Source organism: Defluviicoccus vanus, from assembly GCF_014672695.1.
In the GTDB taxonomy this organism is placed as follows: Bacteria; Pseudomonadota; Alphaproteobacteria; order Rhodospirillales; family Defluviicoccaceae; genus Defluviicoccus; species Defluviicoccus vanus.
Map to the genome: position 1 here is coordinate 3,696,204 of NZ_CP053923.1, position 25,895 is coordinate 3,722,098.

19 protein-coding genes and 1 pseudogene are annotated in these 25,895 nt (G+C 61.4%); 13 read left to right on the forward strand and 7 right to left on the reverse strand.

The window, feature by feature from the left end; translation table 11 throughout:
* Positions 1–25 precede the first annotated feature (25 nt).
* Complete coding sequence (locus HQ394_RS16835; RefSeq protein WP_190261178.1) at positions 26–808, forward strand: dioxygenase family protein; 783 nt, start codon at positions 26–28, stop codon at positions 806–808.
* Positions 809–822: 14 nt separating this feature from the next.
* Here the strand turns inward: HQ394_RS16835 and HQ394_RS16840 are convergent, their stop codons facing one another.
* On the reverse strand, positions 823–4,278 hold the full coding sequence (locus tag HQ394_RS16840) for a leucine-rich repeat domain-containing protein (protein ID WP_456151454.1): 3,456 nt from the start codon (positions 4,276–4,278) through the stop codon (positions 823–825).
* A 472-nt stretch (positions 4,279–4,750) separates the two neighbouring features.
* Here HQ394_RS16840 and HQ394_RS16845 point away from each other — a divergent pair, with 472 nt between their 5' ends.
* Positions 4,751–5,080, forward strand: coding sequence for a hypothetical protein (locus HQ394_RS16845; protein WP_190261180.1), 330 nt, complete (start codon positions 4,751–4,753; stop codon positions 5,078–5,080).
* Between the two features lie 70 nt (positions 5,081–5,150).
* Here the strand turns inward: HQ394_RS16845 and HQ394_RS16850 are convergent, their stop codons facing one another.
* A complete protein-coding gene (locus tag HQ394_RS16850; RefSeq protein ID WP_190261181.1) occupies positions 5,151–6,329 on the reverse strand; it encodes an Mrp/NBP35 family ATP-binding protein in 1,179 nt (392 codons plus the stop codon).
* 234 nt (positions 6,330–6,563) lie between these two features.
* On the opposite strand from HQ394_RS16850, the gene hflK reads away from it, so the two are divergent.
* From hflK to HQ394_RS16900, 10 genes and pseudogenes are all read left to right on the forward strand, one after another.
* Entirely contained in the window at positions 6,564–7,679 is a 1,116-nt protein-coding gene (gene hflK, locus HQ394_RS16855) for an FtsH protease activity modulator HflK (protein WP_190261182.1), read from the forward strand.
* Positions 7,676–8,566 (forward strand): protease modulator HflC, encoded by an 891-nt coding sequence (gene hflC / locus HQ394_RS16860; protein WP_190261183.1) that lies wholly within the window; start codon positions 7,676–7,678, stop codon positions 8,564–8,566. The genes hflK and hflC overlap by 4 nt, the downstream gene beginning before the upstream one ends.
* Before the next feature lie 136 nt (positions 8,567–8,702).
* Complete coding sequence (locus tag HQ394_RS16865; RefSeq protein ID WP_223291672.1) at positions 8,703–10,133, forward strand: DegQ family serine endoprotease; 1,431 nt, start codon at positions 8,703–8,705, stop codon at positions 10,131–10,133.
* Between the two features lie 12 nt (positions 10,134–10,145).
* A complete protein-coding gene (locus tag HQ394_RS16870) occupies positions 10,146–11,363 on the forward strand; it encodes a DUF1015 domain-containing protein (protein WP_190261184.1) in 1,218 nt (405 codons plus the stop codon).
* 36 nt (positions 11,364–11,399) lie between these two features.
* Positions 11,400–12,346, forward strand: a pseudogene (gene miaA / locus HQ394_RS21620) (tRNA (adenosine(37)-N6)-dimethylallyltransferase MiaA).
* A gap of 109 nt (positions 12,347–12,455) precedes the next feature.
* Entirely contained in the window at positions 12,456–14,219 is a 1,764-nt protein-coding gene (locus tag HQ394_RS16880; protein ID WP_190261185.1) for an acetolactate synthase 3 large subunit, read from the forward strand.
* Positions 14,220–14,344: 125 nt separating this feature from the next.
* Positions 14,345–14,857, forward strand: coding sequence for an acetolactate synthase small subunit (gene ilvN / locus HQ394_RS16885; RefSeq protein WP_190261186.1), 513 nt, complete (start codon positions 14,345–14,347; stop codon positions 14,855–14,857).
* Between the two features lie 149 nt (positions 14,858–15,006).
* On the forward strand, positions 15,007–16,026 hold the full coding sequence (ilvC, locus tag HQ394_RS16890) for a ketol-acid reductoisomerase (protein WP_190261187.1): 1,020 nt from the start codon (positions 15,007–15,009) through the stop codon (positions 16,024–16,026).
* Between the two features lie 20 nt (positions 16,027–16,046).
* On the forward strand, positions 16,047–16,643 hold the full coding sequence (locus tag HQ394_RS16895; RefSeq protein WP_190261188.1) for a hypothetical protein: 597 nt from the start codon (positions 16,047–16,049) through the stop codon (positions 16,641–16,643).
* Positions 16,640–17,227 carry a hypothetical protein gene (locus tag HQ394_RS16900; protein ID WP_190261189.1) on the forward strand — a complete coding sequence of 196 codons (588 nt, stop codon included), beginning with the start codon at positions 16,640–16,642 and terminating at the stop codon, positions 17,225–17,227. Before HQ394_RS16895 ends, HQ394_RS16900 begins: the two co-directional genes overlap by 4 nt.
* A gap of 216 nt (positions 17,228–17,443) precedes the next feature.
* Here the strand turns inward: HQ394_RS16900 and HQ394_RS16905 are convergent, their stop codons facing one another.
* The 4 genes from HQ394_RS16905 to moaA all read right to left on the reverse strand — a co-directional run bounded on the left by HQ394_RS16905 (position 17,444) and on the right by moaA (position 21,652).
* Positions 17,444–18,649, reverse strand: a complete 1,206-nt coding sequence (locus HQ394_RS16905) for an argininosuccinate synthase (RefSeq protein ID WP_190261190.1) — start codon at positions 18,647–18,649, stop codon at positions 17,444–17,446.
* Positions 18,650–18,934: 285 nt separating this feature from the next.
* The gene (locus tag HQ394_RS16910; protein WP_190261191.1) at positions 18,935–19,702 is read right to left on the reverse strand and encodes an NAD kinase; all 768 of its coding nucleotides are present in this window, start codon (positions 19,700–19,702) and stop codon (positions 18,935–18,937) included.
* A gap of 167 nt (positions 19,703–19,869) precedes the next feature.
* Complete coding sequence (locus HQ394_RS16915; protein ID WP_190261192.1) at positions 19,870–20,016, reverse strand: hypothetical protein; 147 nt, start codon at positions 20,014–20,016, stop codon at positions 19,870–19,872.
* Between the two features lie 322 nt (positions 20,017–20,338).
* Positions 20,339–21,652 carry a GTP 3',8-cyclase MoaA gene (moaA, locus tag HQ394_RS16920; RefSeq protein ID WP_190263377.1) on the reverse strand — a complete coding sequence of 438 codons (1,314 nt, stop codon included), beginning with the start codon at positions 21,650–21,652 and terminating at the stop codon, positions 20,339–20,341.
* A gap of 32 nt (positions 21,653–21,684) precedes the next feature.
* On the opposite strand from moaA, the gene HQ394_RS16925 reads away from it, so the two are divergent.
* Positions 21,685–23,586, forward strand: coding sequence for an autotransporter assembly complex protein TamA (locus HQ394_RS16925; protein ID WP_190261193.1), 1,902 nt, complete (start codon positions 21,685–21,687; stop codon positions 23,584–23,586).
* Between the two features lie 724 nt (positions 23,587–24,310).
* On the opposite strand, the gene HQ394_RS16930 is transcribed toward HQ394_RS16925, so the two are convergent.
* On the reverse strand, positions 24,311–24,898 hold the full coding sequence (locus HQ394_RS16930; protein WP_223291674.1) for a hypothetical protein: 588 nt from the start codon (positions 24,896–24,898) through the stop codon (positions 24,311–24,313).
* Positions 24,899–25,895: the final 997 nt, after the last annotated feature.

Consider the following 25,895-nt stretch of genomic DNA (forward strand, 5'->3'; position numbering starts at 1 on the left):
CGCGCGCGTTCGTGGAGGATCACCGATGCCCAGCCTGCCCGCCTTGTTCGTCTCCCATGGTTCGCCGATGCTGGCGCTGGAGGATGGCCCGGCGCACCGCTTCCTCCGCGGCTATGCGGCGCGGTTGCCGCGGCCGCAGGCGATCCTCGTCGCCTCCGCCCACTGGCTCAGCACCGTGCCGATGCTCTCGACGGCTGCAGAGCCTGCCACCATTCACGATTTCCGCGGCTTTTCCCCGGCGCTCTACGCCATGCGCTATCCCGCCCCCGGGGCGCCGGCGCTGGCGACGGCAGCGCAGCGTCTCCTCGCCGCGGCGGGGATCGCCGCAACCATGGTGCCCGACCGCGGCCTCGACCACGGCGCCTGGGTGCCGCTGTCGCTGCTTTATCCCGCCGCCGATATTCCGGTGACCCAGCTCGCCCTGCAGCCAGACGCCGGCCCGGCGCATCACCTCCGCCTCGGTCGCGCCCTTCGGCCGCTGCGCGAGGCGGGGGTGCTGATCATCGGATCCGGCAGCCTTACCCACAACCTGTCCGCCGCCTTCGCCAACCCAGGCGATGCACCGGCCGCCGCCTGGGTCGACGCCTTCGCCGCCTGGGTGGCCGAGCGGCTCGCCGCTGGCGCGATCGACGATCTCCTCGCCTATCGCCGCCGCGCGCCTTTCGCTGCCGACAACCACCCGACCGAGGAGCACCTGCTGCCGCTGTTCGTCGCCCTTGGTGCCGGCAGTGACGGCGGCGCGATCGAGCGCCTGCACGCCAGCACCACCCACGCCGCCCTCGCCATGGACGCCTACGCGTTCGAATAACGGCGCGGCGAAGCTCAATCGGTGAAGCCGTATTCGGCCAGCTGATCGAACGTCTTCGGCTGGCGGATCTCCGTCAGCGTGTGCAGGACATCGCCTATGCATTGGCAAAAGACACTCATCAGCCAAATCTTTTGCCCCAGCTTTCTGCCGACCGACCGCAAGCCTCCGCGTTTCATGACGCGGTCGTTGATAGCCTGGTACTCGTCGTCCCAGTATTCTGCATAGTTGTACGAGTCAGACGTCCGTACTATTTTGGCGCAGGGAAGTGCATAAACACGTGTCCTTCGAAGGAATTCGTCTTCGTCCTGCCGGCAATTCCGCCACACCTCAGACAACTCATACATGCAGAACTCTGATTTCAGATATTTGTCGCTGAGGATGACGAACACTCTATCCCCTTCGCCGATATCTTTCATGAATTTCGAGATGCTTTCTCCGACGCCGACCCTGTCTTTGTCGCGGTGAATGCGAAAACCACGCGCTTCGGCTTCCGCGCACAGGCGATCGACGATCGCCTCCCGATCGCGGCCCTCCGGCGTATCGTCATTCCAGGCGTAGGAGACGTACCACTCGGCCTTTCCGGATCGCTCCTTACCAAACGTCATTTCTTTCTTAGTCGACGTCGCGTCATCGATCGATTCTGGCCGGGGGCGTTCAGCGCGCTCCTCAACCGGTATCGTCACTTCCGCCGGCGTCAGCCCCGCCTTGTCCTGCTCCTCGCGCACCAGCCGGCATAGCCGCGCCAGCAAGTCCGTCGCCTGGCCGCGCTGCGTCTGGACGACGATGCGGCCACCCCAGCCGGCGGAGTCTGGTTGTGCTTCGATGATGCCGCGGCTGTTGGTGGTGGTCTCATAGATGTAGACGCCGCCCTGCCAGTAGTCGGCGCCGATCTCCGCCTGCCGGCCGATGCGGGAGATGATGCTGCGGATCAGCCCCGGATGCAAAAGCGGGTAGGTGAAGGTCGCCGTTTCGATCCGCCGGTCATCGTCCCACTTCGCCCCCAGTTCCGTCGCCATCGCCGCCCGCTCCGGCAGCAGGTCGGGGGCGATGTATTCGACCTCGCCACTGTTGCCCGGCCCGAGGCGACGGTGTTCAAAGCAGATGCCGCAGAACTGCATCATGCTGAGGAACAGTTCTTGTTCCTTCTCCTCGTGCTCCTGCCACACCCAATCCGCCAGGTCGCTGCGGGTAAACCGGCCGCGGTTGCGGCGGATGCGCGGGGCGCAGTTATCGCGATGGAAGACGGCGTAGATGGCGTCGAGCGCCCAGCCCTGGTCGAGGATGATCGCATCGTCGAACAGGCCCGCGCGGTAGAAGACGATGCCGGCGTTGTGCAGGTAGGCGAGCAGGTGCTCCGCGCTGTACACGCCTGCTTCGTCGCACAATTGGTGGAAGAGCTCCTGTCTGATCGTCCGGTACTGCCGCGCCGCGGCCGGCACCGCTGCATCGGCGTCGCGCAGCGCTTCCAGCTTTTCCTTCACCCGCTGCCGGCCGGCGCCGATGGTCGCGATTCCCTCCTGGTCGCGCAGCCATGCCGTCGTCGCCTCGGCCAGCGCCTCGTCGAGCGCAGCACGGCCGCGGTTGTTCAAGGCACTGTAGCGAANCGATGCGCGGGGGAATCCGAACGCGGCGAAAAGGTCGACCTCCGGCACTGGGCACGGTTTCTCGTCCACCGCCTTGTCGCAGCGAGTCTGGACGACGACGACGGCGCTCCGCTTGCCGCCCAGGTGGCGGACGTAGTCCACCCAGTAGGCGAGCGGGTGATTGCGAAAGGTGATGCCGTCGTGGGTTTCTTCGTGGGTATCCTCCAACGCCGGCGTCCAGACGAGAAGGAAGACGGCGTTGGCGCGCATGAACAGTGCATGCGTGCCGTGGTAAAGCTCCTGCCCGCCGAAGTCCCAGACCTGCAGCGTCGACTCCGCCCCGCCATCGGCGTCCGGCAGCGGCGCACGGGTGGTGACGATGCCGTGGGTTGAGGGCTGGGTGTCGTCGTAGGGCTCGCCGCGCAGCCGCCGGCAAAGCTGCGTCTTGCCGACCCGCCCGTTGCCGAGCACCAGCAGCTTGACGTCGCGCACCGGTACCGATCCCGCTTCCAGGTCGCGGACGTGCGAGCGCAGCGTCTCCAGGCAGTTGTCGATCCAACCCTGCGACAGCACCTCGGCGGGCAACCCCGGCACCTGGGTCTCGTACATAACCAGTTCCGCGAGTGACTCTCGCTCCAGCAGCCACCGCGGGAAGTCAATGAGCCGACACTCCGACAGCCTAAGCTTCCGAAGCTTTTCAAGGCCGGCGAGGGGCGCGAGATCGCTGACCTGGGTTACGGAGCACTCGAGCGTCTGCAGGTTATGGAGTTCTGCGAGGGGCGCGAGATCGCTGACCTGGGTTCCGGAGCAATTGAGCGTCTGCAGGTTATGGAGTTCTGCGAGGGGCGCGAGATCGCTGACCTGGGTGTAGGAGCAATCGAGCGACTGCAGGTTATGGAGTTCTGCGAGGGGCGCGAGATCGCTGACCTGGGTGTAGGAGCACTCGAGCGTCTGCAGGTTATGGAGTTCTGCGAGGGGCGCGAGATCGCTGACCTGGGTTACGGAGCAATTGAGCGTCTGCAGGTTATGGAGTTCTGCGAGGGGCGCGAGATCGCTGACCTGGGTATTGTAGCAATTGAGCGTCTGCAGGTTATGGAGTTCTGCGAGGGGCGCGAGATCGCTGACCTGGGTATTGTAGCAATTGAGCGTCTGCAGGTTATGGAGTTCTGCGAGGGGCGCGAGATCGCTGACCTGGGTATTGTAGCAATTGAGCGTCTGCAGGTTATGGAGTTCTGCGAGGGGCGCGAGATCGCTGACCTGGGTATTGTAGCAATTGAGCGTCTGCAGGTTATGGAGTTCTGCGAGGGGCGCGAGATCGCTGACCTGGGTATTGTAGCAATAGAGCGACTGCAGGTTATGGAGTTCTGCGAGGGGCGCGAGATCGCTGACCTGGGTTCCGGAGCAATAGAGCGACTGCAGGTTATGGAGTTCTGCGAGGGGCGCGAGATCGCTGACCTGGGTTCCGGAGCAATAGAGCGACTGGAGGTTGGCGAGGCGAACGAGCGCTGATAGGCTGGTTAGAGGGTGGGTGCGCAGCGACAAGACGCTGAGACTTGGGAGGCGCCGTAAAGCCGCGAGCGACGCTTCGATCTCGTTCGGCGCTAGATCGGCTGCCGCCTCCTGCCACTCGCCGTCTTCGTCCCGGTACCCTGAACCGAGGTTCAGCCGCTGCAGGTGCTGCAGCTCGAACAATTCCTCCGGCAGCTCCGTCAGCCCGAGTTGCCCCAGATCGAGAAACCCCGTCCGCTCCTCCGCCTCGCGGGCGATGCGGTCGCGGGCGATCCGCAGGCCTTCGCTCCCGTCGGTCATCATCTGCCTCGCCCCCGCGCCGCATCCGCCCCTCATCACCTTGATCGTCAAACAACAATGCCCGCCCCGGCCCGGCATTGTCTAGCCCGGACGCGGGCCGGCCGTATGCTTGACAGGCCGGCGGCGGCTCGGTTATGTTCGCTTTATGTTCTATGATAACGGAAAAAGAGCTGCCCGGTGGTGGTCCTCGGCCAATGACGACAGATGACGACAGATGACGACACAAACGCCGCTGACCCGGCCGCGATCGTCGTCATTGCAAGGGCTTGCGCGATTCGACCGGCACCCGAACCGCCACTGAACCGGCTGCGAACCGCTGCCGGCGGTTCAGATGCCGATGTTGCAGAGGTCGATCGAGGAACGGGCGCCGGGAACTCACGATCGCGGCGCTGACCATGGCCATCCATATAACCCAGTCTCCACTTTTCCAGGGGAGGATCATGGTGCAGCGGATTGCTTTCTGTGGTCGGGGTATGCTCAATAAACCGATGGACGGCTGTGATCGACGCGGGGTTACCGGTCGGATGGTCGGGGTAAGGAGCAAACGAACGTGAACAAAGTCGTCGCGATTGCTGCAGTGACGGTGGCGCTGTTGGCAGCGTGTACCTCGTCGGCCGGCCGCTGGGAGCGGGCCGGTACATCGTCCGACGATGCCGCCTCGATCGAAATCGATTGCCGGAATGCGGCCAGGGCGGACGTGGAGCAGGGATTTAGTCCGCGTGGGACGGTCGGCTCCTCACCCTCATCTACTCAGCCTCGCGACATTACCGGCAATTGGACAGGGATGATGGACCAGTTTTCCGCGGAATCGCGCGAGCGACAGTTGTTTGAGCGCTGCATGACCCGGCAAGGATTCCAGTTTGTTCCCTTCAGCCAGTAGCGGGTGAGGCAAAGCCGCTACTGGCAAGGTACCAAGCGTTACCTGATTCTGACGCCAGCCGCCTTCACCGTCACTGAATCACGATCCGTGGCGCTGTTGCTGCCTGCGCGGCGAGGGTGTGTTCGAGTTTGGCCGCGAGTCGCTTGGCAATTGCCATATAGGCCTGCGCGTGTTCGCCATCGGGTTCGGCGGCGACAATCGGATGGCCACCGTCCGAGGTCTCGCGAATGGCCATGTGCAGGGGAATCTCACCGAGGAAATCCATCCCCATCCGCTCTGCCTCGCGTTGGGCACCGCCATGACCGAAAATCTCGCTGCGATGGCCGCAATTCGGGCAACTGAAATAGCTCATGTTCTCGATCAGGCCGAGTACTGGCACATCAACCTTGCGAAACATGTTGAGACCTTTGCGTGCGTCGATCAACGCGATGTCCTGTGGCGTCGACACGATCACCGCTCCAGCCAGCGGTACACGCTGCGCCATCGTCAGTTGGGTGTCGCCGGTACCTGGCGGCATATCCACCACCATGATATCGAGTGGTCCCCAGGCGACGTCGCGCATCATCTGTTCCAGGGCCGATTGCACCATCGGACCGCGCCAGACGATCGGCGTCTCCTCTTCGACAAGGAACGCCATCGACATCGCCTTGATGCCGTAGGCTTCCATCGGATCGAGGCGCGCGCCGTCGCTTGAGCCCGGCTGACCGCCAACGCCAAGCAGGCGTCGCATCGACGGGCCGTAGATGTCGGCATCGAGAAGACCTGTACGGTGTCCCAGCCGGGCGAATGCCACCGCCAGATTGACCGCCGTCGTCGATTTACCGACGCCGCCTTTGCCCGAGGCAACGGCGATCACCGCGCGCACGTTCGACAACAGATTGCCACCGCGCCCCTCTGATGCTCCCGGTGCTGCAGCCGACCCCGAATGGCTAGGCGCATGTCCGTGGTCATGCCCATGCCCATGATGCTGATGACTTGATATTTGCGCGCCCGCAGCGCGCTCCGCAGTCAGCACCACCGTTGCGGTCAGGACGCCCGGCAACTTGTGCACGAGAGATTCCACCTCTTTGCGTAAGGGCTCCAGTTCTGCCCCACGGTCAGCTGATACCTGCAGCATCATCGCCACATGACCGTCCTTGATCCGACATCCCTGGACCATCCCGAGGCTGATGATATCCTGACCGCGCAAGGGATCGGCGACGCAGCGTAATGCATCGAGGATCTGGCGTTCTGTTATCTGCGTCGTCATCGTGATCGTACCTTCTTTGTAATAGGTTCGTTTTATCGGCGGCTTTAATCGTAATTGTCGCGGATAACCCGTTCCTTCCCCAGCAGCGCCGGTTGTCCGTTGGCGATGCCTAGCCTATAAGGCTCGACGAAGCGCGGATCGATCCATATATGGGTTGGAATGCGTGGTGGCCAACACAACTATTGCGCGCTTGCCGTCCGCACTTCTAACGAGGAAAAGGAGCATCTGGTCCGCATGGCGTGGAATCCGAAAGGCGGTGGTGGAGGTCCTTGGGGAGGCGGAGGAGGTGGAGGTCCATGGGGTAGCGGACCGTCATCCTCACAGCCCCCTGATATCGAGGAGATGGTTAAGCGGACGCAGGAGCGGGTCAAGCGGATGTTGCCGCTTTGGTTCGGGAGCGGCCGCGGGATCATTCTTGCTATCGTAGCCGTGGTCGGCATCTGGCTTGCCACCGGCGTCTATCAGGTTCGCCCGGGCGAACAGTCGCTTGAACTGCTGTTCGGGAAGTTCGTCGGCAGCAACGGGCCTGGTCTTAACTACTGGTTTCCGACCCCGATTGGCGAAGTGCAGATAGTCAACGTCGAACAGACAAACCAGATTAATGTCGGCTTTCGCGGCGCTGGCGAAGGAGGACGCGGTTCAAGTCCGCGCGACGTGCTGCACGAAAGTTTGATGTTGACGCTCGATCAGAACATCGTCGACGTCGATATGATCGTCCAGTGGCGAATTAAGAACGCACCAGACTTTGCCTTCAACATCCGCAGCCCGCAGGAAACCATCAAGTTGGTGTCAGAGAGTGCCATCCGTGAGGTGATGGGACAAACGCTGCTGGAAGACGCGCTGACCTTGAAGCGACAGGATGTTGACGATCGCACCAAACAATTGATCCAACAGATCCTCGACGCCTACGGCGCCGGCGTATTGATCACAGAAGTCAAGCAGTTGAAGGTTGATCCGCCGGCAGAGGTCATTGATGCCTTCAACGACGTCCAGCGGGCGCGCCAGGACCAGGATCGCCTCGTCAACGAAGCTCTCGCTTATCGCAACGACATCGTGCCGCGCGCCAAGGGCGATGCCGAACGGATTGTGCAGGCTGCGGCTGCCTACAAGGATCAGCTGGTGCGTGAGTCCGAGGGCGATGCCAAGCGGTTCCTCTCGGTCTATGAGGCCTATCTTTCTGGCAAAGACGTGACAATGAGGCGGCTTTTCCTGGAACGTATGCAGGATGTGCTGAAGCATACGCAGAACGTCATTGTCGATCAGGCTGTCGGCGGCTCGGGCGTGGTGCCGTACCTGCCTTTGCCTGAGATCCAGCGACAACGTGATCAGCGCTCGGAGTCGCCGCGATGAAGAAGTCGACAGTGTTCGTAGTGGGCGTTGTTGCCATCCTCCTCCTCGTGCTTGTCATCGGCGCGGCGTTCACCGTGCGCCAGACGCAGCAGGCGCTCATCCTGCAGTTTGGCGATCCTGTTCGGGTTGAACGTGAGCCAGGGCTCAAGTTCAAACTGCCTTTCGTGCAGCACGTTGAGTTCTTCGACAAGCAGATCCTTGATCTGGATCCTCCGGCACAGGAAGTACTGCTCGCGGATCAGAAGCGAATCAACGTCGATGCTTTTGCCCGTTACCGCATTCTCGACCCGCTGCGTTTCCGCCAGCGCGCGGGAACCGAAGAAAGTTTCAAGCAGATTTTTGGTGCCCAGCTCAACTCCGCCGTTCGCACTGAGGTGGCGCGAATCGGGCTTGCGGAACTGCTGTCCGCAGAGCGAGCGGGGATCATGGAGCGGATCGGCAAAACCCTGAAGGAACAATCCCCCGGGTTCGGGGTAGAGGTCGTGGATGTGCGGATTGGTCGCGCCGATCTGCCGGAAGCGGCGAGTCAGTCGGTCTATAACCGGATGCGCTCGGCACGCGTGGCACAGGCGGCGCAGTTGCGTGCCGAAGGCGAGGAGCAAAAGGCACGCATTCAGGCGGAGGCTGATCGAGAACGCACGGTCATAATCGCCGATGCTACACGCCAATCGCAGATTCTGCGCGGCGAAGGTGACGCCGAGAGGACGAAGATCCTTAACGAAGTCTATAACAAGGATCCACAGTTCTTCGACTTTTATCGATCGCTGGAGGCATACCAGTCGCTGGCTTCGTCAGCGACGACGATGGTGCTTCGCCCGGACAGCGATTTCTTTCGTTTCTTTCTACGCGATCGCGGCACACTGGCCGCTCAACCAAACAACCGGTAACGTCTTTCGCCAACCGGGGTCGAACCGTGGTCACTGGCATTCAATGGACAGAGCTTAACATGCTTCAATTCCACCATCTGCCAACGGGCCGGCCGCGCCGCCCGGGGGGACGACGCAGCGAATCACACAACGGATTGTGGCGTTCGCGGTTTTGGTCGCGCTGCTGGCATTGCCATCAGGGGTTTGGGCTCGAACCGCGCCTGAGACCTTTGCCGATCTGGCGGAACAGCTGTTGCCGTCAGTGGTCAACATCTCGACGACGCAGACGGTTGAAGGCAATGCCGGGATCGAACTTCCCACGTTGCCACCGGGTTCACCCTTCGAGGAGTTCTTCAAGGAGTTTCTCGACAAGAACCAGCCGCGGGCGCAGAAGCGGAAGGCGACCTCACTCGGTTCGGGCTTCATCGTTGACGACAAAGGTCACGTGGTGACCAACAATCACGTCATTCAGGATGCGGATGAGATCACCATTATCCTGCAGGACGAGACGCGTTTGCCCGCGACCATTGTTGGTCGCGACAGCAAGACGGATATGGCCGTTCTCAAGGTTGACCCAGGAAAGGCCAAGCTGCCGGCGGTGAAGTTTGGTGATTCTGATGCGATTCGAGTGGGCGACTGGGTTATTGCCATCGGTAATCCCTTTGGCTTCGGCGGTACGGTCACCAGCGGGATCATTTCGGCGCGCGGCCGCGACATCAATGCCGGACCGTACGACGACTTCCTGCAAACTGACGCGCCGATCAATCGCGGCAACTCGGGTGGTCCCATCTTTGACCTTGCTGGTGAGGTCATCGGTATTGCTACCGCCATCTTTTCTCCGTCGGGCGGTAGCATCGGCATCGGATTCGCCATTCCCGCCAACAGTGCGCGCCCAGTCATTCAACAGCTGATAGAGCACGGTGAGGTCAAGCGTGGCTGGCTTGGCGTGCGTATTCAATCGGTTAACGAAGAGATCGCCGAGGCGCTTGGGTTGAAGGAGCCTGTGGGTGCCCTCGTCGCGGGCGTCATTCCCGGAGGGCCGGCGGAAAAGGCGAAGATTAAGGACGGGGACGTCATTCTTGAGTTCGACGGCAAGCCGATCACACAGATGCGTCGGCTGCCACGCCTCGTGGCGGACACAGAAGTCGGAAAAGTGGTTCCGCTCAAGGTCTGGCGGGATGGCAAGGAGATCTCGCTCAAGGTCGAGGTCGCGGTACTCGATGAGCATGAGGAAAAGGCGGCGAATACCACCAAGGCTCCGGAGAAGGCGATGGGCAGCGAAAGCATCGCCGGACTTGGCCTGTCTGTTGCCGGGATCGACGACAAGGCACGCGAGCGCTTCGATCTGCCAGATGACGCCAAAGGCGTCGTTATCACTAGTATTGATCCCGCCGGTCCTGCGGCAGACCAGAGCCTCCATCCAGGCGATCTTATCGTGGAACTCGGGCAGGAAGAGGTGAAGTCGCCGGCTGAATTGGCCGAAAAGGTTAAGGTGGCAAAGGAGAGTGGTCGGAAATCGGTGCTCCTGCTGGTGGAAGGCCAGGGTGGACTGCGTTTCGTTGCCATTCGCTTGCCGGCGAAGGGTTAGGGAGCGTCTGTCATGCCCGTAGAACCGATCGTTGCTCCTTTCGCGGCTATTCGGCCGCGAAAGGATGTGGCATCGCAAGTGGCGGCGCGGCCTTACGATGTCATCAGTTTTGAAGAGGCAGCGGCATGCGCCGCCGGACGGCCGTGGAGTTTCCTTCACGTCTCACGTGCCGAGGTAGACCTGCCCGCGGGTGTCGATGCGCATGATCCGCGTGTCTACGCCCAGGCGCGGACAGCGTTTGATGACATGCAGCGACAAGGCATCCTGATCCGCGACGACAAGCCAGGCTATTATGCCTACCGGATGATCATCGGCGATCATGTGCAAACCGGAGTGGCGGCAGCGGGATCCATCCAGGCATACAAGGCCAACCGCATCCGCCGTCATGAACACACGCGCCCCGATAAGGAACTGGATCGCACCTGCCAGATCGAGGCGGTTGGAGCGCATACCGGCCCGGTATTGGCAACCTATCCTGACGATACGGGACTGGCGGCGCTACTCGCAGTCGCCACGGATGGAGAGCCAATCGCCGATGCGACGACGGATGACGGCGTCCGCCATCAAACTTGGCATATCGCCGATGCCGCGGCGATTGCAGCGATCGATGGACGTTTCGCCGCCATGCCTGCACTTTATATCGCTGACGGCCACCATCGGTCGGCGGCAGCGGCTCGGGTGGCCGATCTGGTGGGTGGCAATGGCCGTTTTCTCCTGATCAGCTTTCCGGCCGGCGAGATGCGGATCCTCGACTACAATCGCGTTGTTCGCGATCTGCACGGNCCACCCCCCGACTCTTTCCTGAGCGCTCTGGCTGATCACTATCAGATCGCCGCCGAGGGAGGGGCCGTGCATCCAGCGACGCAAGGGGAATTCGGGATGTACTTGGCACGGCAGTGGTATCGCTGCCGCCCTCGCATAGCGGAGAACGGCGGCAACGCGGTGGAGCGGCTTGATGTGAGTGTTCTTAGCCGACGGGTGCTGGCACCGCTGCTCGGCATCGTCGATCCGCGCACGGATCCGCGGATCGACTTCGTCGGCGGTAGCCGTGGTCTTGCCGAACTGCAGCGGCGCGTCGATGGTGGCGAATACGCTGTCGCGTTTGCCATGTTCCCGACTGCTTTGGCCGAGTTGATGGCCGTGGCCGATGCTGGCGACGTCATGCCGCCGAAGTCCACTTGGTTCGAGCCGAAGTTGGCCGATGGGCTGCTGTCACTGCCGGTGACGTGACCGAGGCGTTCGATCGAGCCGCTCTCACTGCCGAGCATGAGGACACGCTGCAGCCGGTGCTCCTCATCGGCGGGGCCCACCGCCAGTGGTAAATCGAGGTTGGCGGTGGAGGTGGCGCAGGCGTTTCCCGGTGTCGTCATCAACGCCGACAGCATGCAGACGTATCGCGAACTGCGTGTGTTGACTGCCCGGCCCACGCCAGCGGAGGAGTTAGCAGCGCCCCATCGCCTGTTCGGCGTCCTTACGCTTGATACGCCCGGTTCGGTGATGAGCTGGCTGCAAATGGCCGAGGCAGAGATTCGTGCCGCCTGGGTAGCCGGTCGACTTCCGATTGTCGTCGGTGGAACCGGCCTCTACCTGAAGGCGCTGACCGAGGGTATCGCTGCATTGCCGCCCATTCCCTCGTTCTTCCGCACCGATGCTGCCGACCGTTACGAGCGGTTGGGGGGAGGCCTTTCGTTGCGAACTGGCGGCACTGGATGCGGACGCTGCGGCGCGCTTGCCTCCCGGTGATCGGCAGCGGCTCATTCGCGCCGACGAGGTGGTGCGTGCCACTGGTCGCACACTTGGGCGAATGGCAGGGCCTAGGCGACCGTAGACCGATCATCGCTGCCCACTTTATCACCGTTCTCGTGCTGCCGCCCCGCGATCGCCTCTACGCCGCGATCGATGCCCGCTTTGATCGGATGGTGGCAGCTGGAGCACTGGATGAGGCAGCAACCTTGCTGACACGTGACCCGGCGCTGCCGGGAATGAAAGCGCTCGGGGTCCGCCCTCTCCTTTCGCACTTGCGAGGCGAGATCTGTCTTGAGGAAGCCGTGAGACGGGCAAAGCGTGACTCACGGCGCTATGCCAAACGGCAGCTCACATGGATGCGACACCAGTTCAGTGCTCCTGCGATGCTGATTGAGCAATATTCGGAAAGCGCTCATGCAAAATTGTTTGCGTTTATTCGCGAGACCCTGTTGACCCACGTCCGCTGACCGACTAGGGTGCGCTCCGCTCGACGCGAAGAGACAATCCTGGTGCCTCATTGTGCACCCGCGTTTTAGCGCTTGGCGCGAGCATCGAAAAACGAAGGAGCTTTACGAGATGGCGTACGACCAAATGACCGGAGCCAAGATTGTCATCCAGGCGCTCATCGACCAGGGCGTCACGGATGTATTCGGCTATCCCGGGGGCGCCATCCTTCCTGTATACGACGAGCTGTTCCAGCAGAACCACGTCCGTCATATTCTTGTCCGTCAGGAAGGTGGCGCCGTGCACGCGGCCGAAGGCTACGCGCGCTCGACTGGCAAGGTAGGGGTGGTTGTGGTGACCTCTGGTCCTGGGGCCACCAACGCAGTGACCGGGATTGCCGATGCGTTGATGGATAGCGTGCCTCTTGTCATCCTTTGCGGTCAGGTGCCGACGCACCTGATCGGCAACGATGCCTTTCAGGAGTGTGATACCACCGGAGTGACTAGGCCGGTGACGAAGCACAACTATTTGGTGAAGAGCACCGATCAACTGGCGCGAACGATCCACGAGGCCTTTTACGTCGCGCGCAGTGGCCGGCCCGGCCCTGTGCTGATCGACCTGCCGAAGGACGTTCAGTTCGGCACCGGCCCTTATCTGCCGCCCACTGACGTGGTGCACAAGACGTATCGGCCGAAGACGCGCGGCGATCGCCAGCAGATCGAGCAGGCGGTGGCGATGATCGCCGAGGCCAAACGTCCGATCTTCTACTGTGGCGGCGGCGTCATCAACTCCGGGACTCGCGCCTGTGATCTGTTGACCGAGTTCGTCCGGATGACCGGCTATCCGATCACTCTGACGCTGATGGGGCTCGGCGCCTATCCGGCCTCCGATCGGCAGTTCCTCGGCATGGTCGGTATGCACGGCACCTACGAAGCGAACCTGACGATGCACGGCTGCGATACGATGATCGCCATCGGCTCGCGCTTTGACGACCGTGTCACCGGGCGTATTAACGCCTTTGCGCCAGATGCGCTTAAGATCCATGTCGATATCGATCCATCGTCGGTGAACAAGAACGTGATGGTCGATCTCGGCATCATCGGTGACGTGGCCGATGTGCTGGAGCAGATGATCGAGGTGTGGAAAGCGCGCGGTTATCAGTCGGATAAGCGGGCGCTAGACACTTGGTGGAAGCAGATTGATCACTGGCGGGGCCGGAACTCGCTGGCGTTTCTCCAGTCGAGCGAGGTGATCAAGCCGCAATATGCGATTCAGCGTCTTTACGAACTGACCAAAGGCCGGGACGACGTCTACATCACCACAGAGGTGGGACAGCACCAGATGTGGGCGGCGCAGCATTTCAAGTTTGAAAAACCGCTGCACTGGATGACGTCAGGGGGCCTTGGCACTATGGGCTATGGGCTCCCGGCCGCAATGGGGGTTCAGCTTGCGCATCCTGGTGCGCTTGTCGTCGATATCGCCGGCGAGGCGTCGATCATGATGAACATTCAGGAACTGTCGACGCTATCCCAGTACCGGCTGCCGGTGAAGGTCTTCATCCTCAACAACGAGTACATGGGAATGGTCCGCCAGTGGCAGGAACTGCTGCACGGCGGCCGCTACTCCGAGACCTACATGTCTTCCCTGCCGGATTTCGTAAAGTTGGCTGACGCCTACGGGGCAGTCGGTCTCCGTGCTGAAAAAGTCGATCAACTGGACGACGTAATCAAGGAGATGATCTCGGTCAATCGCACCGTCATCGCTGATATCCGCGTCGACAAGGCGGAGAACTGCTTCCCGATGATCCCGTCCGGTGCCGCCCACAACGAGATGCTGCTGGGCCCGGCCGATCAGGCGGAGCAGCCTATCTCCGAAGACGGCATGGTGCTCGTCTAGACCCATCCCGATCGCGGGCGGCACCAGTGGGCGCCGTCCGCCGCCTCTTGCAATGATTCGAACCAGAGGAGGTCCGACCCATGCCGTTGGACTCGACGGACTTAGGTAGACGAAAGGTCGCGACGATGCCCGAACCTGTGCGGCAGGAAACCCACACCATCGCGGTGCTGGTTGATAACGAGCCGGGGGTGCTGGCTCGAGTGATCGGCTTATTCTCCGGCCGAGGCTACAATATTGAAAGTCTCACCGTCGCCGAGACGGACCCGGAGGGGAAAGTCTCGCGCATTACCATCGTCACCACCGGTACGCCGATGATCATCGAGCAGATCAAGGCACAGTTAGGCCGGCTGGTTCCGGTGCATACGGTGAGCGATCTGACGGTAGACGGTCCCAGCGTGACGCGGGAAATGGCCCTGGTCAAGGTAGCTGGTACCGGCGAGAAGCGGGTGGAAGCGCTGCGTATTGCCGACATCTTCCGCGCCCGCGTAGTTGACTCGACTAACGAATCGTTCGTTTTCGAGATCGTCGGCCAGACGTCAAAGCTCAATGCCTTTATTGGGTTGATGCAGCCGCTGGGTCTCGTCGACCTCGCTCGCACCGGCGTCGTCGCTATCTCTCGCGGTGCGCAGGGACTCTAGGCATCATCGCGCGAGCAGCCGTGAACTAAATACAATTACGACCAAAAAGCACCCTCCTTGCCGCTTCTAGCCGGATTCTATTCCGGCTAGAAGCGCACCCCGGGCTGGAATGCGGGGCGGGTGAGCAAGACCGAAACCGGAGGAAACCGATGCGGGTGTACTACGATCGCGATGCCGACCTGGCGCTGATCCGGGCGAAAAAGGTGGCAATTGTCGGCTACGGCAGCCAGGGCCACGCGCATGCGCTGAACCTAAGAGATTCCGGCGTCACCGACATTGCTGTGGCACTTCGCCCCGGCTCGGCGACGATCAAGAAGGCGGAAGCGGCCGGTCTCAAGGTCATCACCCCCGACGAGGCTGGCGATTGGGCCGACGTGGTGATGATCCTGACGCCGGACGAGCTACAGGCGAAGCTCTACACCGAGCACCTGCAGGGCCGATTGCGGCAGGGGGCAGCGCTCGCCTTCGCCCACGGTCTTAACATTCATTTCCGGCTGATCGAGCCGCGTCCCGACCTCGACGTGTTCATGGTCGCGCCGAAAGGGCCCGGCCATACCGTCCGCTCGGAATATCAGCGCGGTGCCGGCGTGCCGTCGCTCGTCGCCGTTGCCCAGGATGCCAGCGGCTCGGCGCTCGAACTGGCGCTGTCCTATGCTAGCGGCATCGGCGCCGGCCGCTCCGGCATCATCGAGACCACCTTCCGCGAAGAATGCGAGACCGATCTATTCGGTGAACAGTCGGTGCTGTGCGGCGGCCTCACCTCGCTGATCCTCGCCGGCTACGAGACGTTGATCGAGGCTGGTTATGCGCCTGAGATGGCCTATTTCGAGTGCCTTCACGAAGTGAAATTGATCGTCGACCTGATCTATGAGGGCGGTATCGCCAACATGCGTTATTCGATCTCGAATACCGCCGAGTATGGCGACTACACCAGTGGCCCCCGGATCATCGACGCGTCGGTCAAGGCGCGGATGAAGCAGGTGCTGGACGATATCCAGTCCGGCCGCTTCGCCAAGGAATGGATGCTGGAGAATGCTGCCGGCCAGCCAAGCTTCAAGGCGCTGCGCCGACGGGCGGCAGAGCACCCGATCGAACAGGTGGGCGAGCGGCTTCGGGCGATGATGCCGTGGATCGCCGCCAACCGCCTCGTCGACAAGTCAAAGAACTGAGCGGTGGGGCGGGGTGTGTGATGGCAATGATGTCTTTGTCGCGGCGGGTCTTGCTGGCTTCGGCCGCCATCCTCGCGATCGCCGCCTGTTCGACGGAGATCTATGCCCCGGCGGCGCAGAATCCACCGCCTACCGAACCGTTCAATGCCTTCGGCCAGTTCCAGCTGAAGCCGGTGACGCTTAATCCCGACCTTGCCGAGCACGGCTATAACCAGAGTGCCACCACCGCGATCAATAACAACCTGCAGCCGACCCTGGGTATTCTCCTTGATTCCTGGAACAAGGGCAGCGGGCGGATGCTGGTGGTGGCACCCTACATCGAGGACATTAAGTTCATCGGTGGTGCGGCGCGGTTCTGGGCCGGTGCCATGGCCGGCAGTTCCGCCGTGGTGATGCGGGTGACCTATACCGACGAGGCGACCGGCGCTGTCATCGCCACCCCCGTCTTCTACCAGCATGCCAATGCGATGGGCGGTGCCTGGAGCTTCGGTGCCACCGACAACGCGATGCTAAAGCGGATGGCGGACCTGGTGACCGAGTATACGCGCAACAACTACGTGCAGACCGTCGGCGGTCCGACCGGCGCTCCGGCCGACCGAGTCCGCAGCGGCAGTTGACGCAAGGATCACGCGGGACGACGATTGCCACGGTGTGTACTCTGCAAGGTGGTAACCGTCTTCTGTCTGCGGTGAGGTTTGCGATGCTGTTCCACTGCTCGATTTCAGCGCACGATCCGGCACGCGTCGCCGGCACTATTGCCGCCATCTGGCGCGGTGAGGCCCATCCGTTCCCGCCTGTGGAGGGAGCCTGGATCGCGCTTGCCGGCGACGACCGCGGCACCGCCATCGAAGTCCACCCGTTCGGTATCGACATGCTGCCGGGCACGACGGAGACCGCCTACGCCCACAATCCGGCGGCGCCCGAGCATTCGACCAGCCATCAGGCGATCGCGACTCAGCTCACCGAGGTCGAGGTGCTGGCGATCGCCGCGCGGGAAGGCTGGCGGGCGCTCCACTGCAATCGTGGCCCCTTCGAGGTGATCGAGGTCTGGCTGGAGAATCGCATCCTCGTTGAGGTGCTGACTGCGGAGATGCAGCAGCAGTACTTGGCGTTCATCACTCCCGCCAACTGGCGTCTGTACTTGCAAGAGCACGGTGTGCCTGGCAGCGGAGAAGCGGTTTCAATCAGACATCAAGATTGAACTCCCGGTGGAGGGATCCGCCGGTTTCATACGGCTGGCGTAAGGATGCCACGGACGGCATAAAGGATTGCGCGCGTTCCTTGCTCCCGGCGGCGGCGCGTGGACGGCTTGCAGGCGGCGCAACTGGTGCAGCGAATAGCAGCATAAGCGCCACCGAACCGGTCCAAGTTCGCCGGCCATCCGCTGCACCACTCTAGCGCAGACGATGTAGCTGTTTCAGCCGCGGCGGGCGCCGACACGCAGGCGGAGGGCGTTAAGCTTGATGAAGCCTTCAGCGTCCTGCTGATTGTAAACTTGGTCGGCCTCGAACGTGACGATGTCCTGGTCGTAGAGGCTCTTCGGTGAGCGACGTCCGGTGACGATGACGTTACCCTTGTAAAGCTTCAGCCGGACGTCGCCGGTGACATTGGCTTGGGTGCCATCGATAAGCGTTTGCAACGCCTCTCGCTCCGGCGAAAACCAGAAGCCATTATATATCAACTCGGCGTAGCGCGGCATCAGTTCGTCCTTGAGATGCGCGGCGCCGCGGTCGAGGGTGAGGCTCTCGATCGCTCGATGAGCAACCAGGAGCACGGTTCCTCCGGGTGTTTCGTAGACTCCACGGGACTTCATGCCGACAAAGCGGTTTTCCACCAAATCCACGCGCCCGACGCCGTTGGCACCGGCGATTTGGTTGAGGCGGTCAAGCAGCGTTGCGGGGGACAACCGTTCACCATTGATCGCCACGGCGTCACCGGCTTCGAATGCGATGACGATTTCGGTAGGTTTGTCTGGCGCAGCCTCCGGCGACACGGTGAGCCGAAACATGCTTTCATCCGGACCGACCCAGGGGTCTTCCAGCGCTTTGCCTTCGTAAGAAATGTGGAGAAGGTTGGCATCCATGGAGTAGGGCGCTTCGCCTTCCTTGTCGGTGGGAACAGGGATCTGGCGGCGGCGGGCGTAGTCAATCAGTTTGGCTCGAGAGTTCAGGTCCCATTCGCGCCAGGGGGCAATGACGCGGATGTCCGGCTTGAGGGCGTAATAGCCGAGTTCAAACCGCACCTGATCGTTGCCCTTGCCGGTTGCGCCGTGTGAAACCGCATCAGCTCCCACTTCCTCGGCGATTTCGATCTGGCGTTTGGCGATGAGTGGCCGGGCGATCGACGTGCCTAGCAGATACATTCCCTCGTATAGAGTATTGGCGCGGAACATTGGGAAGACATAATCGCGAACGAATTCCTCGCGCAGGTCCTCGATGAAGATTTCCTTGATGCCCATCATCTCGGCCTTGGCCCGCGCCGGCTCCACTTCTTCGCGTTGACCAACGTCGGCGGTAAATGTCACGATTTCGCAGCGGTAGGTATCCCGCAGCCACCTGAGAAGGACCGAGGTGTCGAGCCCGCCAGAATACGCCAACACCACTTTCTTCACGTCGCCCGCCATTGCCGTGTCCCTGCTGTTACCCGTTGGAAAGCGGCGGAGTATAGGCGATGACTCGGCTCCGGCAAGCCTGCTGCGTCTGTTGGGGCTGGTGTTGATGGACGAGAATGCGTTCTGGCGTCCTCCCGCCGGGACCGACAGCAAGCTCCAGGTAACGGGTGTTACTCCCGGGTGGGCCGGACGCTCGCAGCGTTACGGAGGAGCCTGCCTTGCGTACCGTTCTTCTGCGTTGAAGAGGTGCTGCCAAGCATGCACAGTGGCACGGAAGTGGATGATCAGGATGTTTTCTTAAAGAAGGAACTGTTCCTTCAGGATGCGTTCTTCGAGGTTGTGTTCGGAGTCGAAGAGTAAGCGCAGTTTTGTTGTCTGATCTTCGCGAATGACAATACTTGCCACATCTCGGACTTCGGTAAAGTCGGCACAGCCGTTGACCGGCCGCAGTTGCGGATACAGGACCTCTATCTTCACGGTCACCTGGTGCGGCATGATTGCTCCACGCCATTGACGGGGACGGAACACACTGATTGGCGTCAGCGCCAGCACGTGTGCGCGAAGAGGCAGAATCGGGCCATTCACCGAAAGATTGTAGGCGGTACTGCCGGCGGGTGTTGCCAGAAGCACACCGTCGCAGATCATCTCCGGCATCCGGACGACACCGTCGACGCTGATCCTGAGTTTGGCGGCGAGGCGGCTTGCGCGCAGGATGGAAACTTCATTGATGGCCAGCGCTTCACGGGTACGACCGACCGTATCCGTGGAGATCATATGCAGGGGCTTAAGCTTGACTTCTTCTGCTTTCGCCAGTCGCTGAAACAAGCGATCTTCGTCATAAGCGTTCATCAAGAAGCCGACCGAACCTCGGTTCATGCCGAAGATGGGCACGTTGCGGTGCATATAACGGTGCAGTGTTTCCAGCATGAAACCGTCGCCACCGAGCGCCACAATCACATCTGCCCGCTCCGTCGAGACATGACGATACGCGGATAGCATGCGTTCAAGAGCCTTTTGCGCCTCGTCGTGTTCGGACGCGACGAAGGCGACAGTGCGAAAGGGCATGATGGGGCGGTTCTTCTTCGGAGATCGAGATGTGTTTCCCAGGCGCAGTATAGCTGACGTTGATCGAACTGCCAGGGTGACACGCCCACGATCCCCACCCTTATTTCTGCGCGATCGCGGCTGCGACTTTCGAGCGAATTTATATCAGCCCGGTCGTGGAGGGGGTATCAGCTGCTGGCGATCGCGGCGAGGAGTTCGCTGATGGCGCAGACCTGTTCGCGTCGGCTCGCGGGCGCGCGGTCTGCCAGTTGGCGCAGGTCTGCGGCAGCATAAAGCAATCCGGCACGGAAGGTTTCCTGTCCGGCCGGAGGCATCGTGCTATCCGTGTGCGATCGGCTGAGTTTGGCCATGATCGTTTGCAACGTTCCATGAGTGCCAACGTAATGACGATCGTCGCCTTGCCTATGCATCTGATGTGCTCACTATGATGACTGCTCTGGCTCGCGTCCGGGTGCGCACCGAAGGTTATCCAAGGCGCTTCGAATCATCCGGCGGTGGCTTTGCGGTGTCCCCAGGCGCCGACTTTACCCAGACGAACCCAGTGAGCCACGAATCCAGTTAAAGAGGCGTAAAGCCGATATTGTGGGCATGCCGTTGCACCGAGACGGAGGCGAAAGACCCTGATATGTCAGGGTTCTAACCGCCTGTTGTGCTCATGAAGCGGCGTACCGCAGGCGCATGGTGGGCGTTGTCGATGATAAATTCGTGGCCTTTGGGTTTTCTTGCGATCGCCTCGTCAATCGCTGCCAGGAGCGGAATATCGGAAGCGCTGGCGCGTAGGGGCGTTCGCAAGTCCACCGCATCGTCCTGGCCGAGGCACAAATAGAGAATTCCGGTGCATGTGATACGAACCCGATTGCAGCTCTCGCAGAAATTGTGGCTGAGCGGGGTGATAAAGCCCAGACGCTGGCCGGTCTCAGCAATCAGTACGTAGCGGGCTGGGCCACCCGTGCGAAAGGTGGTGTCGATGAGCGTCCACCGCTGTGAAAGATCCTGACGCACGCGGCTAAGGGGCAGGTGGGTATCGAAGCGGCTGCAGCCGACATCGCCGAGCGGCATCGTCTCGATCAGACACAGATCGCATCCTTCGTTGCCACACCAGCGAATGAGGCGGTCGAATTCGTCGTCGTTCACACCTTTCAACGCGACGGTGTTGATGCGAACGTGGATCCCGGCAGCCTTGGCGGCGGCTATACCTGCCAGAACGGGTTCCAGTTGTCCTCGCCGCGAGATAGCGGCGAATCGCTTGGGATCAAGCGAATCCAGAGATACGTTGATGCGGCGGATGCCTGCAGCGGCGAGGTCGGCGGCGTGTCGGGCGAGCTGACTGCCGTTCGTGGTCAGCGTCAGGTCGTCCAACTCGCTGGAGCGCAAATGGCGACCGAGGGCGTGTAGCAAATCTGGCACATCACGCCGCACCAGAGGTTCGCNCCCGGTGATTCGCAGTTTGCGCACGCCGCGACGAATGAACGCGCGGCAAACCCGATCGAGCTCCGAAAGCGACAACAGGTCTCTCTTTGGCAGAAAAGATGCGTTATCCGGCATGCAATAGGTGCATCGGAAGTCGCAGCGGTCGGTTACCGAGACGCGAAGATAGGTTATGGCACGTCCGAATGGGTCGATCATNNCTGGCTCCGGGGCTGCACAGCTACTACGAACGGCGAATACTACGATCGACGAAGTCGTCGCCCGCGCCGACCTTTCACCTCGGATATATGGCCTTAGGGAGCTGGATTGAAAGCCTGTAGATGGCACCGGGCGAAAGCGACGGTGAAGGACTGCCACGCCTGACAGCGTTGGCCCTTTCTGGCCAAGGAGATGGGCGCTTCCCCGGGGGAGGTCTCTTAGGGCTGGCTCAGCTATTCTTTCATCGGATTTGAGCGGCGATGCGGGGCTCCACGGCGGTGCGCGCGACGTAAGCGTGCTCTGGGCAACGCACTCAGCAGGCATTTGTCGCTGGTTCAAGCCGGAGGGGTAGCAGCGTGCCGGTGCTGCTGTATGGTCAGGCCACCATGTCCTTACACCGAACGCGGACTTTCACACTGTGCTGGCTGCTTGCCGGCTTGGTCCTTCTTCCTCTTGTCCATGCACATGGCATGGACGGGGAGGAAGAGGCGCAGCCTTTGGCGCCGTTGTCTGCGGATGGTGCCACTGATGAGGTAACGGAACCGCAGGAGGACGTCGCCTATACGTTGCGAATTGAAGGTATCGAAGACGCGGCGCTGCGCTCCTTATTGGAGAAGGCGTCGCAATTGGTGTCCCTCGCCCATCGACCGCCTCTGTCGGAAGCGGGCCTGCGACGGCGGATCGACGATGATCGGGAACGCTTCAACACGATCTTCCGCGCCGAGGGCTATTACGCTGCCCAATCGGAAGCCAGAATCGACGATTCCACGACGCCGCTGACAGTCATTATCCATGTCGATCTTGGACCCCAGTTCACGTTCAAGTCGTTCTCCATTGAGCAAACAGCAGGGGCGGAGGATATGCCGCCGCTCCCAGGCCTCCTTGATCTCGGGATCAGGATCGGCGCGCCCGCGCGCGCGGCCGATGTGGTCGGTGCCGAAAAGCGCTTGACCGATTTCTGCGCTAATAACGGCCATCCGCTAGCGCGAACGAAGGATCGACATGCCATCGTCGACCATGCCGACCAGACAATGACGGTATCGCTCGTGCTTGATCCGGGACCAGAGTTGGCGTTTGGGCCGGTCAACCTGACCGGCCTTGATCAAGTGGTTGAAAGCTATGTCCGTCTACTGATCCCCTGGAACGAAGGTGATCCCTACGATCGACGGAAAGTGGAAAATCTTCGGCGTCGTTTGGTCAATACGAGCCTGTTTTCATCCGTCCTCGTGATCCCCAGCGAAGCCCCGAATGAAGCGGGTCAGTTGCCAATTACGATTGATTTCATCGAGGGGAAAAGTCGCTCTATTGGCGCTGGTGCAAAATACTACACATCAGAAGGACCCGCGGTTGAACTGTTCTGGGAACACCGAAATGCCTTCGGCCGTGGTGAGAGAGTCAATATTAGTACTGAGATCGGGACGATTCTGCAGAAAATAAGTTTGGAAATCCTGTTTCCGAATTACCAGCGGATCGACCAGGATCTCATCGGTACGGCGGAAGCAACACGCGAGACGACCGATGCCTACGACAAGCTCGGTGTCGAAACCTCGGCGCGAATACGACGCAAGCTTAATGATACATGGACGGTCAGCAGCGGGCCTTCATTGGAGACCGCCTGGATTAAGGAACGAAATGAAGAACAAAATAACTCAACACTTCTAGGACTTCCCAGCTACGTCTACCGCGATACTACCGACAATGACCTGAATCCAACCAAGGGAACCCGCCTTCGCATTGCACCTACTCCTTATGTGGGCTGGTATAATCAGCGGCAGCACTTTCTTAGCAATGAACTGAGCGGATCTGGTTACATCAGTCTTGATCCGGCGTCGCGCTATGTGCTGGCAAGTCGGGTCAAGGTCGGCACGTTATTTGGTGAATCGCGGGGCGATATCCCTGCCGACAAGCGATTTTACGCTGGCGGTGGTTCGTCCATCCGCGGCTACCCGTATCAGAAGGTTGGGCCGCTTGACAGCAGTCACGATCCGCTCGGCGGTCGGTCGCTGCTGGAGATGAGTGCCGAGTTTCGCGCGCGCGTTTGGGGCAATCTCGGTATCGTTCCATTTATCGACGGTGGTAGCGTCTATGACGCGGTCGCACCAGATTTCTCCGAAACGATGCGCTGGGGAGCGGGGATCGGCCTGCGCTATTACACCGTGATCGGGCCTGTACGGTTCGATGTGGCGTTCCCGATTAACCGTCGCAGCCAGGTGGATGATTTCGTCCAGTTTTACGTGAATATTGGGCAGGCATTCTGAGATGCAGCCGCCGGAAACGCCCGACGCAACGCCCACCGCTAAACCGACTAAGGCGCTCACAGTCTGGCGTTGGGTCGCTTGGGTGGTGGGGACGGTGCTGCTGCTGCTGGTCCTCACTCTCGCTGGGGTCATCGGCGGACTGCAAACCGAATGGGGGCGCGGCCTTGTGCTCCGGGTGCTGAATGAGACGCTCACTGCGGCCATGGGCTCGACCGTACGCATCGCCGGTCTCGCGCCGGGGTTCCCCCTGCGACTTGCTTTTGATGAACTGACCCTGAGCGACGCGGAGGGGCCATGGTTTGTCGTTGAGAAGTTTGAATTTCGCTGGCGGCCGGTAGAACTGCTGAGCGCAACGGTGGCCATCGACACCCTGGCGGCCGAGCAGATCGCTGTCGCCCGCCTGCCGCAGACCGAGTCGCAGGCGTCACCGGAGCCCGTCCCTACGGGTCTGCGTCTGCCCTCCGTGCCGATCGACGTGCGTGTGGATCGACTTGCCATCGGTGCGCTCGATCTGGGTGCCCCAGTGGTGGGCGTGCCGCTTACCTTGATGGTTCGTGGACGTCTCGGCGCCAACGCGGGTGCAACGATCAACAGCGATCTCGATGTGCATCGAATCGACGGCGGGGTGCTGACCCTGAGTGTATCGGCGCAACTGGATCCAAGGACGTCGAGGCTGAGTGTGGATGCGAGGTTTACGGAAGGACCCCTCGGAGTTGTCGCCACTCTAAGCCGACTCCCGGGAGGTCCGCCTCTGCAGTTGGCTCTGGTAGGTGATGGTCCGCTCAACGCATGGAATGGTCGGCTCGAGTTTACTGCAACCGATTTGGCGACACTTGCTGCCGATCTCAGACTGCGGGGTGAGGGCGGGAGACGGCTGGAGGTAGAGGGGCGAGTCGACTGGCGAGAGCAGCCGCCCGAACTGATCCCGACCATTCTGCGTCCGGCCGTTGCCGGAGGGGTTGCTTTTGCAACTGCCGTCGACTTCGGTGACGGAGGGCCGTTTACGCTTGAGCAGATGGCGCTGCAGGCGGAGGGCCTGCGCGTTGTAGCGCGTGGAACGCTTGATCCCGCCCATGATCATCTCGATGTGACCGTCAACGCGGATCTCGCTGCCAAGGCATTGGCGCGCGACTTCATGGGCGGGTTTTCGTTCCAATCGGCGCAAGCGCAGCTGGCGGCTGGAGGTTTGCTGTCCCGACCGCAGCTTCGTGGCGAGGGCGTGGTCGATGGCATGACGGGATCGGGCCTTACTGGTGGCAAGCTGGCATGGACTGCTTCGGTGCTGCCGGTTGCCGATGAGTCTGGCGATCAACAACTGCGTTTCACCGCAACGGCGGCGAATGTGGTTGCCTCGGATGCCAACATTCGGTCGCTAGTCGGTTCGAAGCCGGACATTGCCGTGGCGGTGCGGCTGAACGGGGCACAGACCTTGCTACAGCTGGAAGAATTGACAGTGGAGGTTGCCGCTGCCCGGCTGAGCGGGAAAGGGGCTATTGCGCTCGATGCTGCTGACAGCAACCTCGAACTGGTTCTGGCGGTCGATAATCTTGGCGCATTCAGCCAGATTGCTGGTATGCCGCTTGCCGGTAGCGGTCAAGCTATCGCCACAGTCACCGGACCAATCGTGCAAGGAAAGCTCTCCGGGTCGATCAAGTCGGAACTGAGAGACTTCGTGGCCCAGGATCCTGTGGTGCAAGCGGCACTCGGCAGCCATCCGAAGCTTGAAGCCGACCTCCACTACGATAAGACGTCGGATTTGGACATTTCGCCCCTTCGCTTCGCCGGTCGTGGGCTGGAGGCGAACGGTACGGTGAAATTGAGTGATGGGCTCAGCAAACTACGTGCTGAGCTGCAGGCCGACATCCGCGATCTGGGGCTATTGGCGACTGCGGCCGGAGCGGACGCGCGCGGACGATTGCGACTGACGGCAACTGCCAGTGGTCCTGTGGCCGATCCGGCCGCGAACGCTGTCGTCCAGATATTCGATGGTCGAGTTGGCGATGTAACGGTGCGGAGCGCACGCCTGGACGCTACGGCGACAAACCTTAATTCACGGCCAAGCGGTCAAATCCGCGCCGATGCCACAACCAGCGAAGGACCGGTGCAGCTTGCCGCCGATTATGGCAAGACGAACACCGAGACAGTGGATGTGCGCCAGCTGAGGGCCAACCTGCTTGGCGTCCGGTTGGAGGGCGATCTGGCTGTGGCACTCGCGTCCGGCCTGATCCGCGGCCGGCTTGTCGGCGGACTGCCAGCGGAAGGGGTCCCGCTGGCGCAGCCGCGCCTACGTGGTGACGCTACGTTTGACG

What these genes read in the sequence shown, in the direction of transcription:
- hflK (WP_190261182.1), top strand. Translation starts at nt 6,564, where the DNA reads ATGGCGTGGAATCCGAAAGGCGGTGGTGGAGGTCCTTGGGGAGGCGGA.
- ilvC (WP_190261187.1), top strand. Translation starts at nt 15,007, where the DNA reads ATGCGGGTGTACTACGATCGCGATGCCGACCTGGCGCTGATCCGGGCG.
- ilvN (WP_190261186.1), top strand. Translation starts at nt 14,345, where the DNA reads ATGCCCGAACCTGTGCGGCAGGAAACCCACACCATCGCGGTGCTGGTT.
- HQ394_RS16905 (WP_190261190.1), bottom strand. Translation starts at nt 18,649, where the DNA reads ATGGCGGGCGACGTGAAGAAAGTGGTGTTGGCGTATTCTGGCGGGCTC.
- HQ394_RS16895 (WP_190261188.1), top strand. Translation starts at nt 16,047, where the DNA reads ATGGCAATGATGTCTTTGTCGCGGCGGGTCTTGCTGGCTTCGGCCGCC.
- HQ394_RS16880 (WP_190261185.1), top strand. Translation starts at nt 12,456, where the DNA reads ATGGCGTACGACCAAATGACCGGAGCCAAGATTGTCATCCAGGCGCTC.
- HQ394_RS16915 (WP_190261192.1), bottom strand. Translation starts at nt 20,016, where the DNA reads ATGCCTCCGGCCGGACAGGAAACCTTCCGTGCCGGATTGCTTTATGCT.
- HQ394_RS16835 (WP_190261178.1), top strand. Translation starts at nt 26, where the DNA reads ATGCCCAGCCTGCCCGCCTTGTTCGTCTCCCATGGTTCGCCGATGCTG.
- HQ394_RS16850 (WP_190261181.1), bottom strand. Translation starts at nt 6,329, where the DNA reads ATGACGACGCAGATAACAGAACGCCAGATCCTCGATGCATTACGCTGC.
- HQ394_RS16910 (WP_190261191.1), bottom strand. Translation starts at nt 19,702, where the DNA reads ATGCCCTTTCGCACTGTCGCCTTCGTCGCGTCCGAACACGACGAGGCG.
- hflC (WP_190261183.1), top strand. Translation starts at nt 7,676, where the DNA reads ATGAAGAAGTCGACAGTGTTCGTAGTGGGCGTTGTTGCCATCCTCCTC.